The following is a 16,825-nucleotide window of genomic DNA, read 5'->3' as shown; positions in this document are numbered from 1 at the left end:
TTATGCTCCTTTTAAGCACCAGGCCATTTCCCGCGCGCGGCGGTTGTCCAGCCCCTGATTAAACACACCTTTGACATATACCCAGCGCGGCAGTTGATGGCAGGCATCCGCCCAGCGCCGCTGGTTCAGCAACTTAACCAGCGTGGAGCTGCAGGCGTTGCCGGTGCCCACGTTGAAAGCAAACGACACCACCGCGTCATAGACCTTTTGCGGCACCGGCTGCACCACACATTTTTCCAGCGCCCGCTCCACGCGCAGCACGTTGGTGATAAGTCCCTGCGCCGCCTGCCGCTCCGTGATGGTTTTCCCCGGCACCACACCGGAAGTATTGCCGATCCCGTCAGTCCACACGCCCGCACTGCACTGATAAGGCTGCAGGCGGCATCCCTCGTAATCGGCAATCAGTTTCAGCCCCTCGACGGAGGTATGAAGCGACTGGAAACCGGGCAGCGTGGCGGCGATAGCCAGCACCGCCCCGACAAGGCAGCGCTTAACGATTGAAGGATTCATATTCCCCCCGCGAAATTTTGCCGCCACGTAACAATTTGAAAGACTGGTGTTTGTAGTACCAGTTGATAGCCAGCATCAGCACACCAATCAGTACGCCGCCAACCGTTGACGCATCCTTGAGCGACAGATCGCCCAGCCATGCCAGCAGCACGGCGATGCAGTAAGTGATAAAGGCGCTGATTCGTTCAAGCGTCATAATTCAGTCCCATAGCTGGACGGTCTGCGCCGTGGTTGACGCCGTAATGTCCGGCAGCTCCACCTGCAGCCCGTGCGGTAAAAATGGGCCGTACTCAGCCAGCCCCGGATTTGCCTGCAGAACCTGCTCAGTGACCCCCTGCGTGCGCCCGTAATGACGCCAGCAAAGCGCGTCCACCGTGTCATACTGATGCGCACGCACTTTCATCAGATAAGCTCCACCGTACAGTGCGGCGCATCCTGCACCCGGCTGATAGCCCAGCGGGCATCACGCCACAGATCGCCGCTGGCCTCCGCCAGCTCCTCCCCTCGCTTCACGCCTGACGCCGTGGCGTCATAGTCCTGATAACGCTCATTGAGCACAGCACGCGCCCAGCAAAAAACGGCGTTGTGGTAGTGCTGGATACGCTCGCTTTTGCCGTCCAGTATGTCCGCCGGAACCTCAGCCAGTGCCCGGTAGCCCAGCAACTGCTGGCGGTTGCGGAAGTCGTACAGCTCAGCGTTAACCTCAGAAATAGCCGTCAGCACAACCTGCTTTAAACGCGGCTGCGTCACCGTGCCGTCAGTTCGCATCACACTGCGAAATTCCGACAGGTCCACATCAGGCCAGAACGGCGTATTTTTGATGACCTCCGCCTGTTCCGGTGCCTGTTCGGGCGCAACAAACTTCATGCGGCTTTCTCCTGAATAAGTGGGCGGTGGACGGAATTTTGATGTGGCAGTGCCTTTCGCCATCCCGTGCCGCCCGTGCGCGGGGCACGTTCTTTAGCGGCTGTCATTGCGCAGTCTGCGCTCCAGCTGCTGCTTTTCTTTTTTCACACCGCAGCGGGGATCAAGCTGCAGCGCATGGGTAAGGTGATTCAGGGCAGACGCCGGGTTGCTTTCGCTCAGTACAGCGCCGATGGCTTTATGCAGGCGCGCCCGCGACTGGTCCGGCATATCCAGATCGGTTGTCAGGTCCAGCGTCTGCAGAAGCAGATCGGCATCAAAACCGACAGCAGCAAGCAGAGCGCTTTGCGCCGCGTCTGCCATTTCTTCTGCCAGCACGGTCTGCACGTTACGGTTGCCCAGCGGCATCACCCAGCCATGGCGCAGCGCATGACGCCCGATTTCCAGCGCACCGGCATAATCACCGGCGTCGATACGCCACAACATCACGTACATCAGCACGTCATCCTGCTGCGCGCCTCCGGCAGCCAGCACGCCCTCTGCCCAGGCAGAATATTTCGGCAGCAGCTCCACCTTGATTTCCGCCTTTTTCACCGTGGACTGGATGCCTTTAAGCCTGCGGCGATCTTCTGCCAGTTGCAGCAGCATCAGGTCATAACCCGACGCATGGCGAACACTGCCGCCCTCACGGGCGGCCTGTTCGGCCTGAATGCGCAGGCGGTGCTGCCGTGCGGGACTCAGGCTCATGCGTTACTCTCCGTTTCCTGTTTCTGCTGCAGGCGGGGTGAAATCACCGATTTCGATGTTTTCCACCAGTGCCGCGCAGCGGTAGTCCTCGACCACATACGCCTCGTTGACGGATTCAAAGTTTTCAATCCGGTCGCGTTTCGGGTTGTCGATAACTGAACGGCGGCGGGTGTCTTCCTGCCAGTAGATGGACAGGTTATCCAGACGGGTGATCAGCAGGGCATTTGCCGGGAAGAAAGGCGCGCGCACAGCCTGCAGGCCGCCCATGCGTTTCTGGCTGATGATCAGATCGGCGGCGATTTTCTCGCTGTTGTCCTGCTCTTTGTTGACCAGCGGGAAATACTTGTCAGACAGCAGTTCACGTCCGCAGACAACAACCAGCTCGTCATCATCCTGATACTCCACATCGATCAGCTCGTTGACGGTATCCATCACCACCGCGTCAAGATTTACATACTTACCACCCGGACCGACTTTTACCGGTTCTGCAGTAGTGGTGCCGTCTTCTGCGGTTTTGCTGCCCATGACGTGATCCGGCGCATCTTCGCGGATTTTCTGCAGCCAGCCTTTATTGACGTCCTGCAGCAGCGGGTTTTCAGCACGGTTGGAGGTTTTGGCGCGCTTCACGCCGTTAAAGCCGATCATGATGCGGTCCAGCGCCTGACGCTTGACGATGGCGTTGCGAATACGCACCTGGAAGTCCTGGAATTTCGCCCACAGGTCCAGTTTTGCGTAGGTCAGCACCGTATCAAAGTTGGTCTGCTCGCATTTGTATTCCACGTCTTCCATCAGCGTCGGATCGGTAGGCTCGCGCTCTTTGGTGGTGGTATCGGTGGTTCCGGCAATGGTGCTGCCAACGCCCAGCCCCAGCAACTGACCGGACTGCTCAGTGACCGGCGTGATGTTAATCAGCGTCAGGAAAGCGGCGGACTGCTGGATCTGGTCTTCCAGCGTCTGCTGCACGGACGGCTCCACGGTAAACTTGCTGGACAGTTCTTCAACCTCCACACCGTTCAGGCGCGCCAGTTGCTGCAGGTAAGCGTTAAAGGCAAAGCGGGTTTTCTTTTTCATCGGGTTTTATGCTCCATCAGCAATTGGTCAGGGTGCCTGCCGGTGCGTCACCGCCCGGCGCGCGCTGGCGGTAATCCTTGCGGCTGTCTTCACGGCTCAGCTGCTGCTGTAACTCGGCAAAGGCGGCCTGCTGTTCCTGCAGGGAGGACTCCAGCGCGGAAAGGCGTTCACCGTTTTCAGCCAGGGATTTATCAGTGCGCTCGCTCAGGTTCTGCTGCTCGGTGGCGACAAGTTCCACGGCTTTATGCACGTCTGAGAAACGCGCATCGTCGGTCTGCTCTTTTTTGGTGAACAGCGCGGTGACGCGGGCAAAGAGGGACGGCTTTTCGTCCTGGGCTTCTTCAAGTTCGATCAGCGTTTCAACCGCTTCCGAAAACAGGTTTTCAGGGTTCTGCTTACGGTTTGCCAGCGGGTTATGTGCGGCGCTGGCGCTGAAAGCCAGCATTTCGGTGCCAAGGCTCGCAGGATCGTCTGTCGCACCCAGCCCCACAAGGTAGGCTTTGCCGGTGTCGGCAAACTTCGTGCTGACCTCCATGGAGGTGAAAAGCTTCTGGCCTTTTTTCACCAGTTCCACCAGGGCGTCAGTGGGTTCGATATCGGCATAAAGTGCCATCTTGCCCGCCAGCGGGCCGTCCTGGATTTCTTCTGCAACCAGCCCCGTCACCCTGCCATAGCGGTTAAACGTGCTCTCCGGCAGATAAGACTTGATGTGCTCAAGGTTAATCAGCGCGGTATAGACCGTCGGGTTGTAGCTGGCAGCCATCTGTACCAGCCATTCACGCTGGATCTCGCGCCCGTCAGTGGTGGCACCTTCCACCCCGATACGGAAACGCTTTGCTTTCACTGTCATGAGCCATGCTCCGTTAGAAATAACTTACTGGAGCCTTATGTTTGCGGTGATGGGGGGAGTGAGACAACGCGCTGTATTTGTACGGTAAACCACACAAAACGCAGCCGGGGAAAGCCGCCATACAAGGCCGTATGTTTGGGCCATGAACACGACACTGACCCCCGCAGACCTCGATCCCCGTCGGCAGGCCATGCTGCTGTACTTTCAGGGATACCGCGTAGCCCGCATTGCTGAAATGCTGGGCGAAAAAGTTGCAACCGTTCACAGCTGGAAAAAACGCGACAAGTGGGGCGACTATGGGCCGCTGGATCAAATGCAGCTCACCACCGCCGCACGTTACTGCCAGCTCATCATGAAGGAGCAGAAAGAAGGGAAAGACTTCAAGGAAATTGACCTGCTGGCGCGCCAGTCAGAGCGCCATGCCCGGATCGGAAAATTTAACGATGGCGGGAACGAAGCTGATTTAAACCCGAAAGTAGCCAACCGAAACAAAGGCCCACGCAGACAGCCGGAAAAGAACGTTTTCACCGACGAACAGATCGAAAAGCTGGAAGAAGTCTTCCACGCCTCTATGTTCGACTATCAGCGTCACTGGTTTGAAGCAGGAAAAACAAACCGCATCCGTAATCTGCTCAAGTCGCGCCAGATTGGCGCCACGTTTTATTTTGCCCGTGAAGCATTGATTGACGCCCTGCTGACCGGACGCAACCAGATTTTCCTTTCTGCCAGTAAGGCACAGGCGCACGTGTTTAAGCAGTACATCATCGACTTTGCCAAAGAAGTTGAGGTGGAGCTGAAAGGCGATCCCATGGTGCTACCCAATGGCGCTGCATTGTACTTCCTCGGCACCAACGCCCGTACGGCGCAGAGCTACCACGGCAACCTGTACCTGGATGAATATTTCTGGATACCGAAATTCCAGGAGCTGCGCAAGGTTGCCTCCGGGATGGCCATTCACAAGAAATGGCGACAAACCTACTTTTCCACGCCGTCCAGCCTGACCCACAGTGCGTATCCGTTCTGGTCCGGTGCGCTGTTTAACCGGGGCCGCGCCAAAGCGGACAAGGTGGATATTGACCTGACCCACAGCAACCTTGCGCGCGGCCTGCTCTGCCCTGACGGACAGTACCGCCAGATCGTCACCGTGGAAGATGCGGTGCGCGGCGGCTGTAACCTGTTCGACCTCGACCAGCTGCGCATGGAGTACAGCCCGGACGAATACCAGAACCTTCTGATGTGCGAATTTATTGACGATCTGGCGTCAGTATTCCCGCTCAGCGAGCTGCAGGCGTGCATGGTGGATAGCTGGGAAGTCTGGACCGATTTTCAGGCGCTGGCGCTGCGCCCGTTTGGCTGGCGCGAAGTGTGGATCGGCTATGACCCGGCAAAAGGTACACAGAACGGTGACAGCGCGGGCTGCGTGGTAATGGCTCCACCCACGGTGCCTGGCGGCAAGTTCCGCATTCTTGAGCGTCATCAGTGGCGCGGGATGGACTTCCGCGCCCAGGCGGACGCCATCAAAAAACTGACGCAGCAGTACAACGTGACCTATATCGGCATCGACTCGACAGGTGTGGGCCACGGCGTTTATGAGAACGTCAAAGTGTTCTTTCCTGCCGTGCGGGAGTTTGTCTACAACCCTAACGTCAAAAACGCCCTGGTGCTCAAGGCGTACGACATTATCAGCCACCGTCGTCTGGAGTTTGATGCCGGGCACACCGACATTGCGCAGTCCTTTATGGCTATCCGCCGTGCCACTACCGCCAGCGGCAACCGCCCTACCTACGAAGCGAGCCGCAGCGAAGAAGCCAGCCACGCAGATTTGGCCTGGGCAACGATGCACGCACTGTTTAACGAACCGCTGCAGGGTGAATCCGCCAATACCAGCAATATTGTGGAGATTTTTTGATGAGTGAATACGACGCCCTGACCAGCACCGCGCCAGTGCAGGAGGCCGAACAGCAGAAGAATACAACTCACGCCGAAGCGTTCAGCTTTGGCGATCCGATCCCAGTACTGGACCGTCGCGAGCTGCTGGACTATGTGGAATGCGTACAGATGGACAGATGGTATGAACCTCCGGTGAGTTTTGACGGGCTGGCGCGCACCTATCGCGCGGCCGTGCATCACAGCTCACCCATTGCGGTAAAACGCAACATTCTGACCAGCACGTTTATCCCCCACCCGCTGCTCAGCCAGCAGGCGTTCAGCCGGTTCGTGCAGGATTATCTGGTGTTTGGTAACGCCTATCTTGAGAAACGCACCAATCGGCTCGGCGGCATTCTGTCGCTGGAACCGTCGCTGGCGAAATACACCCGCCGTGGTGTAGATCTGGATACCTACTGGTTTGTGCAATACGGCATGACCACGCAGCCGTATGAGTTTACTAAAGGTAGCATCTTCCACCTGATGGAGCCGGACTTGAACCAGGAGATTTACGGTCTGCCGGAATACCTGTCAGCAATCCCTTCCACCCTGCTGAATGAGTCCGCCACCCTGTTCCGCCGTAAGTATTACATCAACGGCAGCCATGCGGGCTTCATCATGTATATGACCGATGCCGCACAGAACCAGGAGGACGTGAACAACATCCGCCAGGCCATGAAAAGTGCCAAAGGTCCGGGTAACTTCCGCAACCTGTTTATGTACTCACCCAACGGCAAAAAGGATGGCATTCAGATCATCCCACTGTCAGAGGTGGCGGCAAAGGATGAGTTTCTGAATATCAAGAACGTGAGCCGCGATGACATGATGGCCGCGCACCGCGTACCGCCGCAAATGATGGGCATCATTCCCAACAATACCGGCGGCTTTGGTGATGTGGAGAAGGCCAGCCGCGTTTTTGTCCGCAACGAGCTGATGCCGCTGCAGAAGCGTCTGCAGGAGCTTAATGGCTGGCTGGGCCAAGAAGTGATCCGTTTCGCCCCTTACATATTAGAAATTTATGAGTAAACAAAAAAGGCGCTCCTAATGAGCGCCTTTTCCATACTGATTTCGTATCAACAAGCAGCATATACGCCATCAAATCCAACAGAATGCACCTTCTTTGATGCCACTTCGTTGCTACGACGTTGAATAACCTTTGCGATACTCTTTAAAATCGAAGGGGATGCGTTTCGAACCCTAACCTGACTCAAAACCTTAGTTACGCCGAACTTCACAACTAGCACACCAAAGATTTCATCCGAGTAAGATTCAGAAATCGAATAAACGCCGCTCAGATCCAAATCGACAGAGTTCCCCTCGTTAATCAAAACTTCAATCTTGTGCCGTTGGGGGATAGCCTGATTGCGCGAAGCCAGGTCACCCTCGGGCAACTTGTATGCGATTTTATTCATTACTCTCCTCCTAACGCCCGCATGATTTCCATAAGCTGAGGGTCATTTTCTTCGTTATCTTTTTCAACTGCCAGTTCATGTATCTTAAAACGGCACGAAATTGCAACACCCGGCCACTCCTTACGTAGCTCAGTGTAGCTGACTTCACCACCAACTGCCTCTAAGCATACATTTCCTGTAGCCAGTTGCAATTCCCCGTTATAAGTTTTAACCAATTTCATCAAGTGATACAAACCAAGCCCTTGATGATTATTCTCTTTTTCTTTTACAGCCACTCCACTGCCAAACATGCTTCCTCCAATGAAATCTTGGGGGATTTGTTGCGCCCAAGGGTCTTGCAGATCGGCATGTTTTGAAGAATGACCTTCCTGAATGCACCAAGCAATCGCGTTCTGATGTGTTTCAATATTGGGTATATGAGCACGTCGTAACTCTCTCAGGAAACCTAACCCACAGTCAGCCAAAGAAAACTCTAAATAATGTTCTTTTCTTTGAGTGTAAGGCACAGCTGAACGTTGTGCAAAGGAGAAGCCTGTCGATTTCCCATGTGACCAAACGTTATCATGAAGCTCCCCTATTACATGAGTAAGGTCAGTTAGCCCCTTCGGATAGTCACGTGGATCTCGATCCGGAAAAGTTAGCTGTCTAACGCAACTATTAATGCTGCTAGTCGCCACATCAACGGCTTCAACATTTGTTAATGCTGTAACTAAACTATAGTTTCTACCAACATTAACACGCTCTTGCTGGTATTGGTCTTCTCCCCATAAAGCCCCCTGCAGATTAATAGCTCTCATGTAGTCGGGGCTTGATAAAGGGCAGTTTTCTTCTGTGATCCGATGGTGGTTCACATAAGCAGCTAAGACCGTAATAAAACCTGGATGCCAGTGGTTTTTCGGCAAAAGTAATTTATTTGTTTCTTTTTCGTGAAACGCAGCCGTATGCACAATAGCGTCTTTTAATCCTAATCCCATACGCCGAGCCTTTTTGATTATTTTTAATCATCATACAACTTAGGAATTAGTAGAGCAAAGCTATGCCCTGAACATTCCTTGAAGCAATACCCAATATTGACCGCTTTACCCCGTTGCGCGCGCTCGTATCCCCGCCACGCCTGCCCGCTTTGTGTAGTGGTTTTCATGCGCCTGCATGACATAAGCAAAAGCCCACCATTCCTGGCGGGACTTAGCGAAAGCGATCCTCAAACGATCATGCGTTCTCATGCAGCATAGACATGCATTGCAAGTATCCTCACTACATTCAGGTCTTATCCCTTTCACTAGGATCATGGTTCTTAATTAATCTCGCTATAGTCACACTATGGTCAATCTGTGGACGATAGATGCGCAATAGGAAATCATCCAGCATAATACAAGCCCCCTCAATATCTTCTGATGATACAGGTCGCAAATTATGACTCCCCGTGTTACCCAGCCACTTCATCGCCCTAAATCCAGCCTCAACATATTTAAAAGGCTCAGGTATGCACGAAATCCTGCGATCTAAGGACAGGTAGCGACCATTTGCAGTACGTGGGATTTTAAAGCTATCAAGAACTATTTCCAGGGTAGTACGAAGAGCATTGATGGCTGCTTGAGGATGTCCAGGTAATTGGGCGGAAAGCTCTCGCAACTGGATGTTGATCTGCTCCGGGTATGCTTCGCAGCGGGTAAAAAGATTTAGTGGCGGGTAAAAATAACGTGGGCGATAAACGGGTTCATATATTAGATCGTACGAACTTGTCGTTTGGCTCCAGTCTTGTTCATAATATCCATCACCGGATACAGCTACCGGCTGGAGACAATTTTTTTGATTACATCTCAACTGACAGCTGAAAACCATTTCATCGTCATCCGGACCAAAATCTTCTCTTTTGGCATGTTCATTGATGGCTCTAGCGGTTCTTCGTGCATTGAAACTTTCAGGTATGAGTTCTAGGGTAGCCCGAGCACAAGCGGGACAAGGCCAATCTGGTATAGAATTCTTTGTAAAAAAATCGAACTTGAATGGGCCAGACATAGATTATCTCGTTTCAGATAGCATTTAACCTATTCTAATGCTGGCTAAAGAAAAAATGCATCCCCTGCTACTTATAAACCGTTTAAAAACTTGACCCTAGATAGATGATCTAGTGGCTACTTTCTTTATCTACTGATGGCTAACGCCTCGCTATACTCGTTGTTCAACCTTGCTGACGTCAGAATCAAGTTCTCACGCCAGCAACGTTCTTGCTACTAACCGGGAAGATCCATGGAGCGGCCGTATTCATGAGCCCGAATCTTTGCCATCAGCTCATCAGTCAACTCAGAAACCCACTGGATAGCCAGCCGCTTTTCTTCGTCACTGCACTCACTAGCCGCTACAAGCTTAATAAAAAAATCAATACGCTGGAGCTTCAGCGACTCCAAAAGATAGTCCTGCATCTTCCCTCCTATCACGACCACGGATACACAATAACTGTACTTATATCCACTGTTTATATATACAGTATACTCCTGATATTCAAATGTAAAATATTTTTTATCCGTCAATGAGAACACTCTGACGCAGGTCGTTAAGAGCATAAATTGTTAAAGCCTTGCGGTCAGTACCATTGACGCCATTTGTCATCTTCCTGCAGCCGTTGGTTACGGTAAAAAATACGCAGCCCGGCACCTGACGGAATGCTGCCGCCGCGCAGAAGCAGGTCAACCTGTGCCTCGCTGCCATCGAACCCTCTGGAACTCAGTTCTGCCTCAAGCTGCAGACGCTGCCGCTCCGAAATGCTCTGTTTATATGTTTTTTTCCGCTTCGGTTTTACCAGTCTCAACCTGGCGGTAAGCTCACGCCGTTCCTTCTGGCTCATGCTGTGGAGGTAATCATGCAATTCCTTCTCATCCATGATTTTAATATCGGGTAAATCCCCCCCTGATTTGTTCAGATTTTCAACAGGGGGACAGTTATTGCCACGAGTCCAAGGGGCGCAAGCGCCCTGGTCGGCTGCCGCCTCCTGAACGTCAACGGCCTTACGAACCTTTTTCCACTTCATCGCGTGCGTGCAAATCTTGCCCTCTACAATCGGGGACCAGATGCCATAGATACGGATACCGTGATCGCCGTAGGCGCTCGGTTCGTCGTTAAGCTCATAAGCCGTGCGGACAAGGTGATGTTTGCGGGGAACCAGTACACCGCCCTGCTTCATAATGTAGGTGGCAAAGCAGCCCGCATCAGCCGCCGCCAGTACCGCATCCAGACGTAGATTATCCAGTACCGGCGCACCCGCTTTGCGTTCGCCCTGTACTCTCGCCGCCTGACCTGCCAGCAAGCGCAGCTCGCGGTATGCCTGACGCCCAGGAATACCAAAGAAACGAAATTGCTGAACACGGTGCAGTGACGCCCAGGCGCTGACATGCTCGGCGCTGTCACGCAGTGATCTGCCGGTTTCTTTGCTGATTTCTTTAGCCAGCCCACGCCCGTCGATGTTCTTACTGATGTATTTGGCGATATAGCTGGTCGGCGTTCCCTTGCGCGGATTGATTAGCTCGGACTTGAAGCGCGGCCCGGTATTGGTGCCCAGCTCCTCGCGGTCTTCACGGATGGCAAACTTACGCAGCAGTGCGGTGATGGAACGGCGGTCTTTTTTGCGCATGAAGCACAGAAGATGCCAGTGCACGGTGCCGTCATGGTGCGGCTCTGCAACGCGAACGCCATACCAGCGCAACCCGGCCTTGTGCATGGCCTTGCGGAAAGCGGCGAACGTATCAACCAGGTAGTCACTGCTCTGCCGGACAGTGGCACTGGTCCACTTCGGATTAGGTCTGCCGTTGTTGAGGGTTGCGTGGAAGCGTGACGGGCAGGTGATGGTATAAAACACCGCGCAGTCTCCGCGCATTTCCGCGATCAGCTCCAGTCCCTTAACACAGGCCATCATTTCATTACGGCGGTGTGCCGGGTTGCTGTTGCTGGCGTTCACCACGTCTTCCATGTCCAGCGTGTCGCCGTCTTCGTTGACCAGCTCATGCGAGCGGAAGAACTCCAGCGATTTGCGGCGCTGCTCGCGTTTGTGGATCACGGCTTCATAGCTGACATACGGGGACGCTTTCTTGTTGACCAGGCAGACGGCACGCAGCTGCTCCTCCCGCCACTCACAGCGCATCTGCCACAATTTGCGATACCACCAGTCCGCGCACAGCATGCGCGCCAGCGACGGTGGGATCAGTTCATAAGGCACCGGCTTACGGCGGCGCTTTTTGCGGCGTAACTGCTCAAAGGCTGGCGGGATGACCTCAAGGCGCATGGCTTCTGCAGCAACCCTTTCCCATGCCTGGCGGATTTCTTCTGGTTTAACATCGTCACTGACAAACAGATCACCGCAGGCCGCATCAAGACACATGCTCATATGTGCCGCAACCAGCGTGGAAAGACGCTTGACCTGATCCTGATTCATTTCAGGCAGTACCAGCAGCCCCTCCAGCCCGTCCTGGCTCGCCATGAACCGGAAAGACGCAGACACCTGGCTGTCACGCACGCGCTCCAGCCGCTCAAGACACGGTCTGATTGTTTCGAGCAGATAGCGGGAATAAGCTTTAGCCCTGCCCAGGCTATGGAAGTATTTAATCCGCTCCAGCAGAGGCTTGCTGATATGGGCAGGCATGGCGCTTACATCGGCAATAATCACCAAATCGGGATTAACACGCTGCTGTTCGCGGGCCATTTTGGCATGGCTAATCAGCCGATCCTTCTCCATTTCACGCAGGACAGGATCGCGGGATTCATTGAAAAAATAACGTTCCCAAACCTTATCACTCAGCTCCTCACGGTGCAGATGTTCCTGCTCGTTATCTGCAGCGTATAGAGTGATGAGGTTTGAAAGCGCAGACTCCGGCGCTACTTCCGCCGGATCCAGATACGGGTTAACCGCTTTTTTTGGGGCATTCCATGGAAAGGCCACGGCGGCCTCATTCGAGCCGCCGGTGGTTTGTGCATGATGTAATGTGAATTTACTCACTGCCACGCCCGCACCTCAGCTTCCACCGAGATATCAGGACCAGACGCCAAATCAACACCAAACCAGCATGCTGATTTTGTGGCGATGATTTCTACTGCAGTTTTACTATCACCGGCAGCCACCCCCATGCTGCGCTTAGCGGTTATACGATGGCGAGTAAAATCACGATAAAGCGAACGGGTCAGAGACGTATCGCTGTTGGACGCGATAACCGGATGACCTTCTGATGACCGGCGTTCAAGAATAGACGCCAGATGGTACTGATCATCTTCTGTAAAACCAGCTGTGTGATATCCGTTAAACGTGCCGTCATATGGTGGATCGCAATAGACAACATCACCCGTTTGCAGCAGTGCCAGTGTCTCGTCATAGCTAGCGCAGATAAACGTTGCGCGTTTTGCTTTTTCTGCAAATGCGCGTATTTCGTTTTCAGGGAAGTACGGCTTTTTATAATTACCGTAAGGAACATTAAAATAACCGTCCAAGTTATAGCGACACAGTCCGCGATAACCATGGCGATTTAAATATAAGAAATACAATGCGCGTTCAATTGCGCCACCATGGCGCAAGTTAAACTCCTGTCTCGTCTTATAATATGCCTCTGGATCATTACGGACTTCAAAAAGATATCTGCCCTCTTTGATGAAGTATTCAACATCATTCTTAATCACCTGATAGAGATTAATCAGGTCTGGATTAATATCCGCGACAAGATAATGAGGATAGTCTGTCGCCATCATCACAGCACAGGAACCCGCGAAAGGTTCAACCAGTCGCGAGCCAGCAGGAAGGTGCTTAATCAATTCCGGCATGATAGCGGTTTTATTTCCTGCCCATTTCAGGATAGTGCTCATACTGCACCGCCTACGTAATGTTTACCTTTCAGCTCCGCAATCTCCTGACAAGTGACACAGCACTGCACCCCCGGAATGGCGCGGCGACGTGCTGGCGGGATCGGTGCATCGCACTCAATGCAGAGAACACGAGAAACGCCCGGCGTTCTGTTGCGGGCGGTGTGGATGTGGCGCTGGCGCTCTTCTTCAACGCGTTGCTGTACAAGGTCCATTGAATCAGCCATCAGTGGATCTCCTGTGCTTCGTTCTGAATGTTTTCAGCCGCAATACGCAGCAGTTCCGCCGCTTCAACGTGGTTAAGCTGACGTGACGTGATATGGCAAGCGAGGCTATCAAGACGGGCTGCCATTGCCGCAGCACGTGCCCGGCGTTCTTCCATCCGTGCATCAGTTAGCATCTGGTTAAGGCCAGCATCATCTGGCCCTGTTTTAGTGATACGAGTTTCAATATTACGCATTGTTGCTTCTCCTGAATTTGGGCAATAAGAAGCCCGGCGGGTTTACGCCTTTAATTTCGGTTGTTGGTTAATTCGGCATGGCTAGCCGATTGGGAAATAAACTCACCACTGTACGGAAATGGTTCATTGCTTTAATCAGCTCCCGCTTTTCGTCAGTCGTCAGCTCACTAACATTGACGCTATGACGTTCCGCCGGAATCTTTGCCATAAAGTATATTGCGGCTAGTGCGCGTTTATTCTGCTCATGGTTAATATCCCGTTGGTCCCGCATATCGCTAATAAAGCGCTCCAGTTCTGAATCAATATTTAAGCCAAACACTTTCGCCCTTAATTCCGCGATGTGGTTTAACCCATTAAGGCGGAGGCCAGCGCTTAGCGGAACAGTCGCAGCATCGCCTTCAATAGCCATGGTTTCCCCTGCTTTTTAGTGGACAGTTCAGCCAGCAGCGCATCCTGAGAGCGGCATGGATGCCAGCGCTTGCCATCCTCACCCATGATCCAGCCGTGACCGTAGTGCATTGCCGGGCTTTGCTTTACCAACAGCGATGCAAAAGATGGTTCTTTAGTCAGCATAACCACCTCAGATCAGACCGAAGGAAGCGCCGAGGCCCGTCACGGTATCTACTGCGCTTGCCATCGCCGGATTCGCCTGCAAACGTGCATGTAATGAAACTGCAGTGAGGGCCATCAAACGCATGACAGAGTTGATGCTATTGATAACATCTCGGCGGCCTGCACTGGTTTTCACATCACCGGATACTGCGCCTGCAGCTACTCGCCCAATCTCCGCAGTTGCACTCATGACGTAATGCGGCAGGTTCTCTTTTGCCACTTCATTCAGTGGCACACAGGGCAAGCAATGGATTTGAGCCAGAAAACCGTCAACCAACGTTGAGTCTTCTGTGATATCAGTCAGCAGCCAGATCTCCGGCGGTGTAAGTTGATGCGGTTGCTCCGGGTTCAGCTTATTGCGCAGCGTCTGGACATTTATTCCTGCGCGTTCTGCCAGCTTCGCCATGTTGTGACGCAGCGCGAAAGCCCGGCAGGCTTCGTCAAAGTGTGGATGTTTGGAAACGCGATAATCAAACATGCAAGCCCCTTAGAAAGTTCTCATAATCGAACTTACTGACCAACAATGACGCGAAAGTTGGAATGACCGAGGGATTCACGAACCTGGTCGGTTTTGTACATCAGGTAACGCAGGCTTACGCGACCTTTGTTTTTTTCTTTCTTGACCATGTACTTAGCAAGCTGACCATGGTGAATTTTCTGGTAAACAGAGCCACGCGAGATACCTTCCCATTCCGCGAACTCTGCAGGCGTAGCCATCTCTTTTGGTACACGAATTGAAATATCAGTGCTCATAGTGCAATATCTCTTAGTTTGTGTGTGTTTTAGTTCGTTTTAGTCTGTCTCTTGGACTCTCACATCAAGAGACAATCAAACATTACGATCTCGAATCGTGATTGTCAAATGGAGATCATCAATGCTGAGCATAAAAGTAGGAACCGATACGGGAGGCAAAGCAGCTATTGAACGACTGCTAGAGGCTTATGGATTCACAACCAAACAAGCATTAAGCGAACATCTGAATGTTTCTAAAAGCACTATGGCAAACAGAGTGTTACGTGACAGCTTCCCTGCTGACTGGATAATTCAGTGCGCTCTAGAAACTGGCGTTTCTTTGCTTTGGTTAGCAACAGGACAAGGAAACATGAAAGGAGGGAATGAGTCAGAAAAAGAATCTCATAATGAGAACAAACCTGCAATAAGACCATTATCCAAACTCATTACCCCCTCTATTCCGAAAGGTAATCTGGAGAATGGGATACTCAGTGTTGAAGACGAGATTTTCCTCGATCGCAACATCTTGCCTACACGATATGAAGAATCAATGTTCTTAGAAACCTCAGCTGATTGCTACCTCATCGATAAATCAATTAAGCAAGTCAGCAATGGTTTCTGGCTTATCAATATTGATGGAATGATTATTATCGCAAAAATTGCGCGGATACCCGGTAATAAGATTGTGGTTCACCAGGATGAAACATCCTTCAAATGCTCTGTTGATGATGTGGAAGTTATCGGACGAGCTGTTAAGGTAATAAAGAGTATCTAAGCATGACTATCAGAAAGCAGCCGAACGGAAAATGGTTGTGTGAGTGCTACCCTAACGGACGCGATGGTAAACGGGTGCGCAAGCAATTTGCGACGAAAGGCGAAGCCGTAGCATTCGAAAACTTCACCATGGATGAAGTAAACAAAAAACCGTGGCTGGGGGAAAAGGAGGATCGACGGCATCTGTCAGAAGTGATAGAACAATGGCACTCACTCTACGGGCAGACGCTTGCAGACCCCAAACGCCTGATGGCGAAACTTAGAATTATCTGTAATGGCCTGGGTGATCCCATCGCCTCAGAACTGACCGCCGGTGACTTTACGAAATACCGCGAAGCGCGGCTAAAAGGTGAAGTGCGAAATGAAGATGGCGCGTTTATGTCACCAGTTAAGCCCCGCACGGTAAACCTTGAACAACGCAACCTATCATCGGTTTTTGGCACACTGAAAAAGCTGGGCCACTGGTCAGCCCCCAACCCGCTGGCCGGTCTTCCAACATTCAAAATTGCAGAGGGCGAACTGGCGTTCCTAGCACCGGAAGAAATTAAACGCCTGCTAGATGCCTGCGCAGATTCTCAAAGTCCCAGTCTGCTGATGATTGCAAAAATATGCCTAGCCACCGGCGCTCGCTGGAGTGAAGCCGAAAACCTGCAGGGCCACCAGTTATCGAAATACCGAATCACCTATACAAAGACCAAAGGCAAGAAAAACCGTACCGTGCCTATATCTCAGGATCTGTACAACGAACTTCCTAAAAACCGAGGGAAGTTATTCTCGCCATGCAGAAAAGCCTTTGAGCGTGCAGTAAAGCGGGCCGGTATTGAGCTTCCGGAGGGTCAATGCACCCATGTATTACGTCATACATTCGCCAGCCATTTTATGATGAACGGAGGAAACATACTTGTTCTTAAAGAGATTCTCGGTCATACAGATATAAAAATGACAATGGTTTATTCTCATTTTTCCCCAGACCATCTTGAAGATGCCGTTACCAAAAACCCTTTACATATGTTAACTATTTGAGCTTGT

At 52.3% G+C, this 16,825-nt stretch carries 23 protein-coding genes; 4 read left to right on the top strand and 19 right to left on the bottom strand.

What is annotated here, in order from left to right; all coding sequences use genetic code 11:
- The 7 genes from HV352_RS05635 to HV352_RS05605 all read right to left on the bottom strand — a co-directional run bounded on the left by HV352_RS05635 (nt 1) and on the right by HV352_RS05605 (nt 4,042).
- Nucleotides 1-510, bottom strand: a complete 510-nt coding sequence (locus HV352_RS05635) for a lysozyme (protein ID WP_019077486.1) — start codon at nt 508-510, stop codon at nt 1-3.
- Nucleotides 491-706, bottom strand: coding sequence for an HP1 family phage holin (locus HV352_RS05630; RefSeq protein WP_000171565.1), 216 nt, complete (start codon nt 704-706; stop codon nt 491-493). The genes HV352_RS05635 and HV352_RS05630 overlap by 20 nt, the downstream gene beginning before the upstream one ends.
- A 3-nt stretch (nt 707-709) precedes the next feature.
- Nucleotides 710-913: a tail protein X gene (locus HV352_RS05625; protein ID WP_000868184.1), complete on the bottom strand. Its 204-nt coding sequence runs from the start codon at nt 911-913 to the stop codon at nt 710-712.
- Nucleotides 913-1,377 carry a head completion/stabilization protein gene (locus HV352_RS05620; protein ID WP_019077487.1) on the bottom strand — a complete coding sequence of 155 codons (465 nt, stop codon included), beginning with the start codon at nt 1,375-1,377 and terminating at the stop codon, nt 913-915. Before HV352_RS05620 ends, HV352_RS05625 begins: the two co-directional genes overlap by 1 nt.
- Nucleotides 1,378-1,470: 93 nt before the next feature.
- Nucleotides 1,471-2,121 (bottom strand): terminase endonuclease subunit, encoded by a 651-nt coding sequence (locus HV352_RS05615; RefSeq protein WP_019077488.1) that lies wholly within the window; start codon nt 2,119-2,121, stop codon nt 1,471-1,473.
- A 3-nt stretch (nt 2,122-2,124) separates the two neighbouring features.
- Nucleotides 2,125-3,192, bottom strand: coding sequence for a phage major capsid protein, P2 family (locus HV352_RS05610; RefSeq protein WP_000730754.1), 1,068 nt, complete (start codon nt 3,190-3,192; stop codon nt 2,125-2,127).
- Between the two features lie 16 nt (nt 3,193-3,208).
- Entirely contained in the window at nt 3,209-4,042 is an 834-nt protein-coding gene (locus tag HV352_RS05605) for a GPO family capsid scaffolding protein (protein WP_019077489.1), read from the bottom strand.
- A 142-nt stretch (nt 4,043-4,184) separates the two neighbouring features.
- On the opposite strand from HV352_RS05605, the gene HV352_RS05600 reads away from it, so the two are divergent.
- Together HV352_RS05600 and HV352_RS05595 are read left to right on the top strand one after the other, a co-directional pair.
- Nucleotides 4,185-5,951: a terminase ATPase subunit family protein gene (locus HV352_RS05600; protein ID WP_181635277.1), complete on the top strand. Its 1,767-nt coding sequence runs from the start codon at nt 4,185-4,187 to the stop codon at nt 5,949-5,951.
- The gene (locus HV352_RS05595) at nt 5,951-6,994 is read left to right on the top strand and encodes a phage portal protein (protein WP_181635276.1); all 1,044 of its coding nucleotides are present in this window, start codon (nt 5,951-5,953) and stop codon (nt 6,992-6,994) included. The genes HV352_RS05600 and HV352_RS05595 overlap by 1 nt, the downstream gene beginning before the upstream one ends.
- A 47-nt stretch (nt 6,995-7,041) precedes the next feature.
- On the opposite strand, the gene HV352_RS05590 is transcribed toward HV352_RS05595, so the two are convergent.
- From HV352_RS05590 to HV352_RS05535, 12 genes are all read right to left on the bottom strand, one after another.
- The gene (locus HV352_RS05590) at nt 7,042-7,380 is read right to left on the bottom strand and encodes an STAS-like domain-containing protein (RefSeq protein WP_181635275.1); all 339 of its coding nucleotides are present in this window, start codon (nt 7,378-7,380) and stop codon (nt 7,042-7,044) included.
- Nucleotides 7,380-8,354 carry a hypothetical protein gene (locus tag HV352_RS05585; protein ID WP_181635274.1) on the bottom strand — a complete coding sequence of 325 codons (975 nt, stop codon included), beginning with the start codon at nt 8,352-8,354 and terminating at the stop codon, nt 7,380-7,382. The genes HV352_RS05590 and HV352_RS05585 overlap by 1 nt, the downstream gene beginning before the upstream one ends.
- Before the next feature lie 286 nt (nt 8,355-8,640).
- Nucleotides 8,641-9,399: a DUF4145 domain-containing protein gene (locus HV352_RS05580; RefSeq protein ID WP_181635273.1), complete on the bottom strand. Its 759-nt coding sequence runs from the start codon at nt 9,397-9,399 to the stop codon at nt 8,641-8,643.
- Between the two features lie 215 nt (nt 9,400-9,614).
- Nucleotides 9,615-9,803: a hypothetical protein gene (locus HV352_RS05575; protein WP_181635272.1), complete on the bottom strand. Its 189-nt coding sequence runs from the start codon at nt 9,801-9,803 to the stop codon at nt 9,615-9,617.
- Nucleotides 9,804-9,964: 161 nt separating this feature from the next.
- Nucleotides 9,965-12,373: a replication endonuclease gene (locus HV352_RS05570; protein ID WP_181635271.1), complete on the bottom strand. Its 2,409-nt coding sequence runs from the start codon at nt 12,371-12,373 to the stop codon at nt 9,965-9,967.
- A complete protein-coding gene (locus HV352_RS05565; RefSeq protein WP_181635270.1) occupies nt 12,364-13,221 on the bottom strand; it encodes a DNA adenine methylase in 858 nt (285 codons plus the stop codon). The genes HV352_RS05570 and HV352_RS05565 overlap by 10 nt, the downstream gene beginning before the upstream one ends.
- Nucleotides 13,218-13,445 carry a TraR/DksA family transcriptional regulator gene (locus HV352_RS05560; protein ID WP_181635269.1) on the bottom strand — a complete coding sequence of 76 codons (228 nt, stop codon included), beginning with the start codon at nt 13,443-13,445 and terminating at the stop codon, nt 13,218-13,220. The genes HV352_RS05565 and HV352_RS05560 overlap by 4 nt, the downstream gene beginning before the upstream one ends.
- A complete protein-coding gene (locus HV352_RS05555) occupies nt 13,445-13,678 on the bottom strand; it encodes a DUF2732 family protein (RefSeq protein WP_001244238.1) in 234 nt (77 codons plus the stop codon). The genes HV352_RS05560 and HV352_RS05555 overlap by 1 nt, the downstream gene beginning before the upstream one ends.
- A gap of 67 nt (nt 13,679-13,745) precedes the next feature.
- On the bottom strand, nt 13,746-14,087 hold the full coding sequence (locus HV352_RS05550; RefSeq protein ID WP_181635268.1) for a DUF5347 family protein: 342 nt from the start codon (nt 14,085-14,087) through the stop codon (nt 13,746-13,748).
- Nucleotides 14,051-14,251 carry a phage filamentation protein Fil family protein gene (locus tag HV352_RS05545; RefSeq protein ID WP_181635267.1) on the bottom strand — a complete coding sequence of 67 codons (201 nt, stop codon included), beginning with the start codon at nt 14,249-14,251 and terminating at the stop codon, nt 14,051-14,053. The genes HV352_RS05550 and HV352_RS05545 overlap by 37 nt, the downstream gene beginning before the upstream one ends.
- A gap of 7 nt (nt 14,252-14,258) precedes the next feature.
- Complete coding sequence (locus tag HV352_RS05540; protein WP_181635266.1) at nt 14,259-14,768, bottom strand: phage regulatory CII family protein; 510 nt, start codon at nt 14,766-14,768, stop codon at nt 14,259-14,261.
- 32 nt (nt 14,769-14,800) lie between these two features.
- On the bottom strand, nt 14,801-15,043 hold the full coding sequence (locus HV352_RS05535; RefSeq protein WP_000102106.1) for a Rha family transcriptional regulator: 243 nt from the start codon (nt 15,041-15,043) through the stop codon (nt 14,801-14,803).
- Between the two features lie 121 nt (nt 15,044-15,164).
- Between HV352_RS05535 and HV352_RS05530 the strand changes: the two genes are divergently transcribed.
- Nucleotides 15,165-15,797, top strand: a complete 633-nt coding sequence (locus HV352_RS05530; protein WP_181635265.1) for a phage repressor protein CI — start codon at nt 15,165-15,167, stop codon at nt 15,795-15,797.
- A gap of 2 nt (nt 15,798-15,799) precedes the next feature.
- Entirely contained in the window at nt 15,800-16,819 is a 1,020-nt protein-coding gene (locus tag HV352_RS05525; protein ID WP_181635264.1) for a site-specific integrase, read from the top strand.
- The last annotated feature ends 6 nt before the right edge of the window (nt 16,820-16,825 follow it).

Source organism: Citrobacter sp. RHBSTW-01044 (genome assembly GCF_013781945.1).
In the GTDB taxonomy this organism is placed as follows: domain Bacteria; phylum Pseudomonadota; class Gammaproteobacteria; order Enterobacterales; family Enterobacteriaceae; genus Citrobacter; species Citrobacter braakii.
Note: the sequence above shows the minus strand (reverse complement) of the source record. Positions and strands in the feature narration are given on the sequence as shown.

What these genes read in the sequence shown, in the direction of transcription:
- HV352_RS05540 (WP_181635266.1), bottom strand. Translation starts at nt 14,768, where the DNA reads ATGTTTGATTATCGCGTTTCCAAACATCCACACTTTGACGAAGCCTGC.
- HV352_RS05545 (WP_181635267.1), bottom strand. Translation starts at nt 14,251, where the DNA reads ATGCTGACTAAAGAACCATCTTTTGCATCGCTGTTGGTAAAGCAAAGC.
- HV352_RS05605 (WP_019077489.1), bottom strand. Translation starts at nt 4,042, where the DNA reads ATGACAGTGAAAGCAAAGCGTTTCCGTATCGGGGTGGAAGGTGCCACC.
- HV352_RS05575 (WP_181635272.1), bottom strand. Translation starts at nt 9,803, where the DNA reads ATGCAGGACTATCTTTTGGAGTCGCTGAAGCTCCAGCGTATTGATTTT.
- HV352_RS05630 (WP_000171565.1), bottom strand. Translation starts at nt 706, where the DNA reads ATGACGCTTGAACGAATCAGCGCCTTTATCACTTACTGCATCGCCGTG.
- HV352_RS05535 (WP_000102106.1), bottom strand. Translation starts at nt 15,043, where the DNA reads ATGAGCACTGATATTTCAATTCGTGTACCAAAAGAGATGGCTACGCCT.
- HV352_RS05585 (WP_181635274.1), bottom strand. Translation starts at nt 8,354, where the DNA reads ATGGGATTAGGATTAAAAGACGCTATTGTGCATACGGCTGCGTTTCAC.
- HV352_RS05610 (WP_000730754.1), bottom strand. Translation starts at nt 3,192, where the DNA reads ATGAAAAAGAAAACCCGCTTTGCCTTTAACGCTTACCTGCAGCAACTG.
- HV352_RS05555 (WP_001244238.1), bottom strand. Translation starts at nt 13,678, where the DNA reads ATGCGTAATATTGAAACTCGTATCACTAAAACAGGGCCAGATGATGCT.
- HV352_RS05565 (WP_181635270.1), bottom strand. Translation starts at nt 13,221, where the DNA reads ATGAGCACTATCCTGAAATGGGCAGGAAATAAAACCGCTATCATGCCG.
- HV352_RS05595 (WP_181635276.1), top strand. Translation starts at nt 5,951, where the DNA reads ATGAGTGAATACGACGCCCTGACCAGCACCGCGCCAGTGCAGGAGGCC.
- HV352_RS05635 (WP_019077486.1), bottom strand. Translation starts at nt 510, where the DNA reads ATGAATCCTTCAATCGTTAAGCGCTGCCTTGTCGGGGCGGTGCTGGCT.
- HV352_RS05615 (WP_019077488.1), bottom strand. Translation starts at nt 2,121, where the DNA reads ATGAGCCTGAGTCCCGCACGGCAGCACCGCCTGCGCATTCAGGCCGAA.
- HV352_RS05600 (WP_181635277.1), top strand. Translation starts at nt 4,185, where the DNA reads ATGAACACGACACTGACCCCCGCAGACCTCGATCCCCGTCGGCAGGCC.
- HV352_RS05620 (WP_019077487.1), bottom strand. Translation starts at nt 1,377, where the DNA reads ATGAAGTTTGTTGCGCCCGAACAGGCACCGGAACAGGCGGAGGTCATC.
- HV352_RS05625 (WP_000868184.1), bottom strand. Translation starts at nt 913, where the DNA reads ATGAAAGTGCGTGCGCATCAGTATGACACGGTGGACGCGCTTTGCTGG.
- HV352_RS05560 (WP_181635269.1), bottom strand. Translation starts at nt 13,445, where the DNA reads ATGGCTGATTCAATGGACCTTGTACAGCAACGCGTTGAAGAAGAGCGC.
- HV352_RS05590 (WP_181635275.1), bottom strand. Translation starts at nt 7,380, where the DNA reads ATGAATAAAATCGCATACAAGTTGCCCGAGGGTGACCTGGCTTCGCGC.
- HV352_RS05525 (WP_181635264.1), top strand. Translation starts at nt 15,800, where the DNA reads ATGACTATCAGAAAGCAGCCGAACGGAAAATGGTTGTGTGAGTGCTAC.
- HV352_RS05580 (WP_181635273.1), bottom strand. Translation starts at nt 9,399, where the DNA reads ATGTCTGGCCCATTCAAGTTCGATTTTTTTACAAAGAATTCTATACCA.
- HV352_RS05550 (WP_181635268.1), bottom strand. Translation starts at nt 14,087, where the DNA reads ATGGCTATTGAAGGCGATGCTGCGACTGTTCCGCTAAGCGCTGGCCTC.
- HV352_RS05530 (WP_181635265.1), top strand. Translation starts at nt 15,165, where the DNA reads ATGCTGAGCATAAAAGTAGGAACCGATACGGGAGGCAAAGCAGCTATT.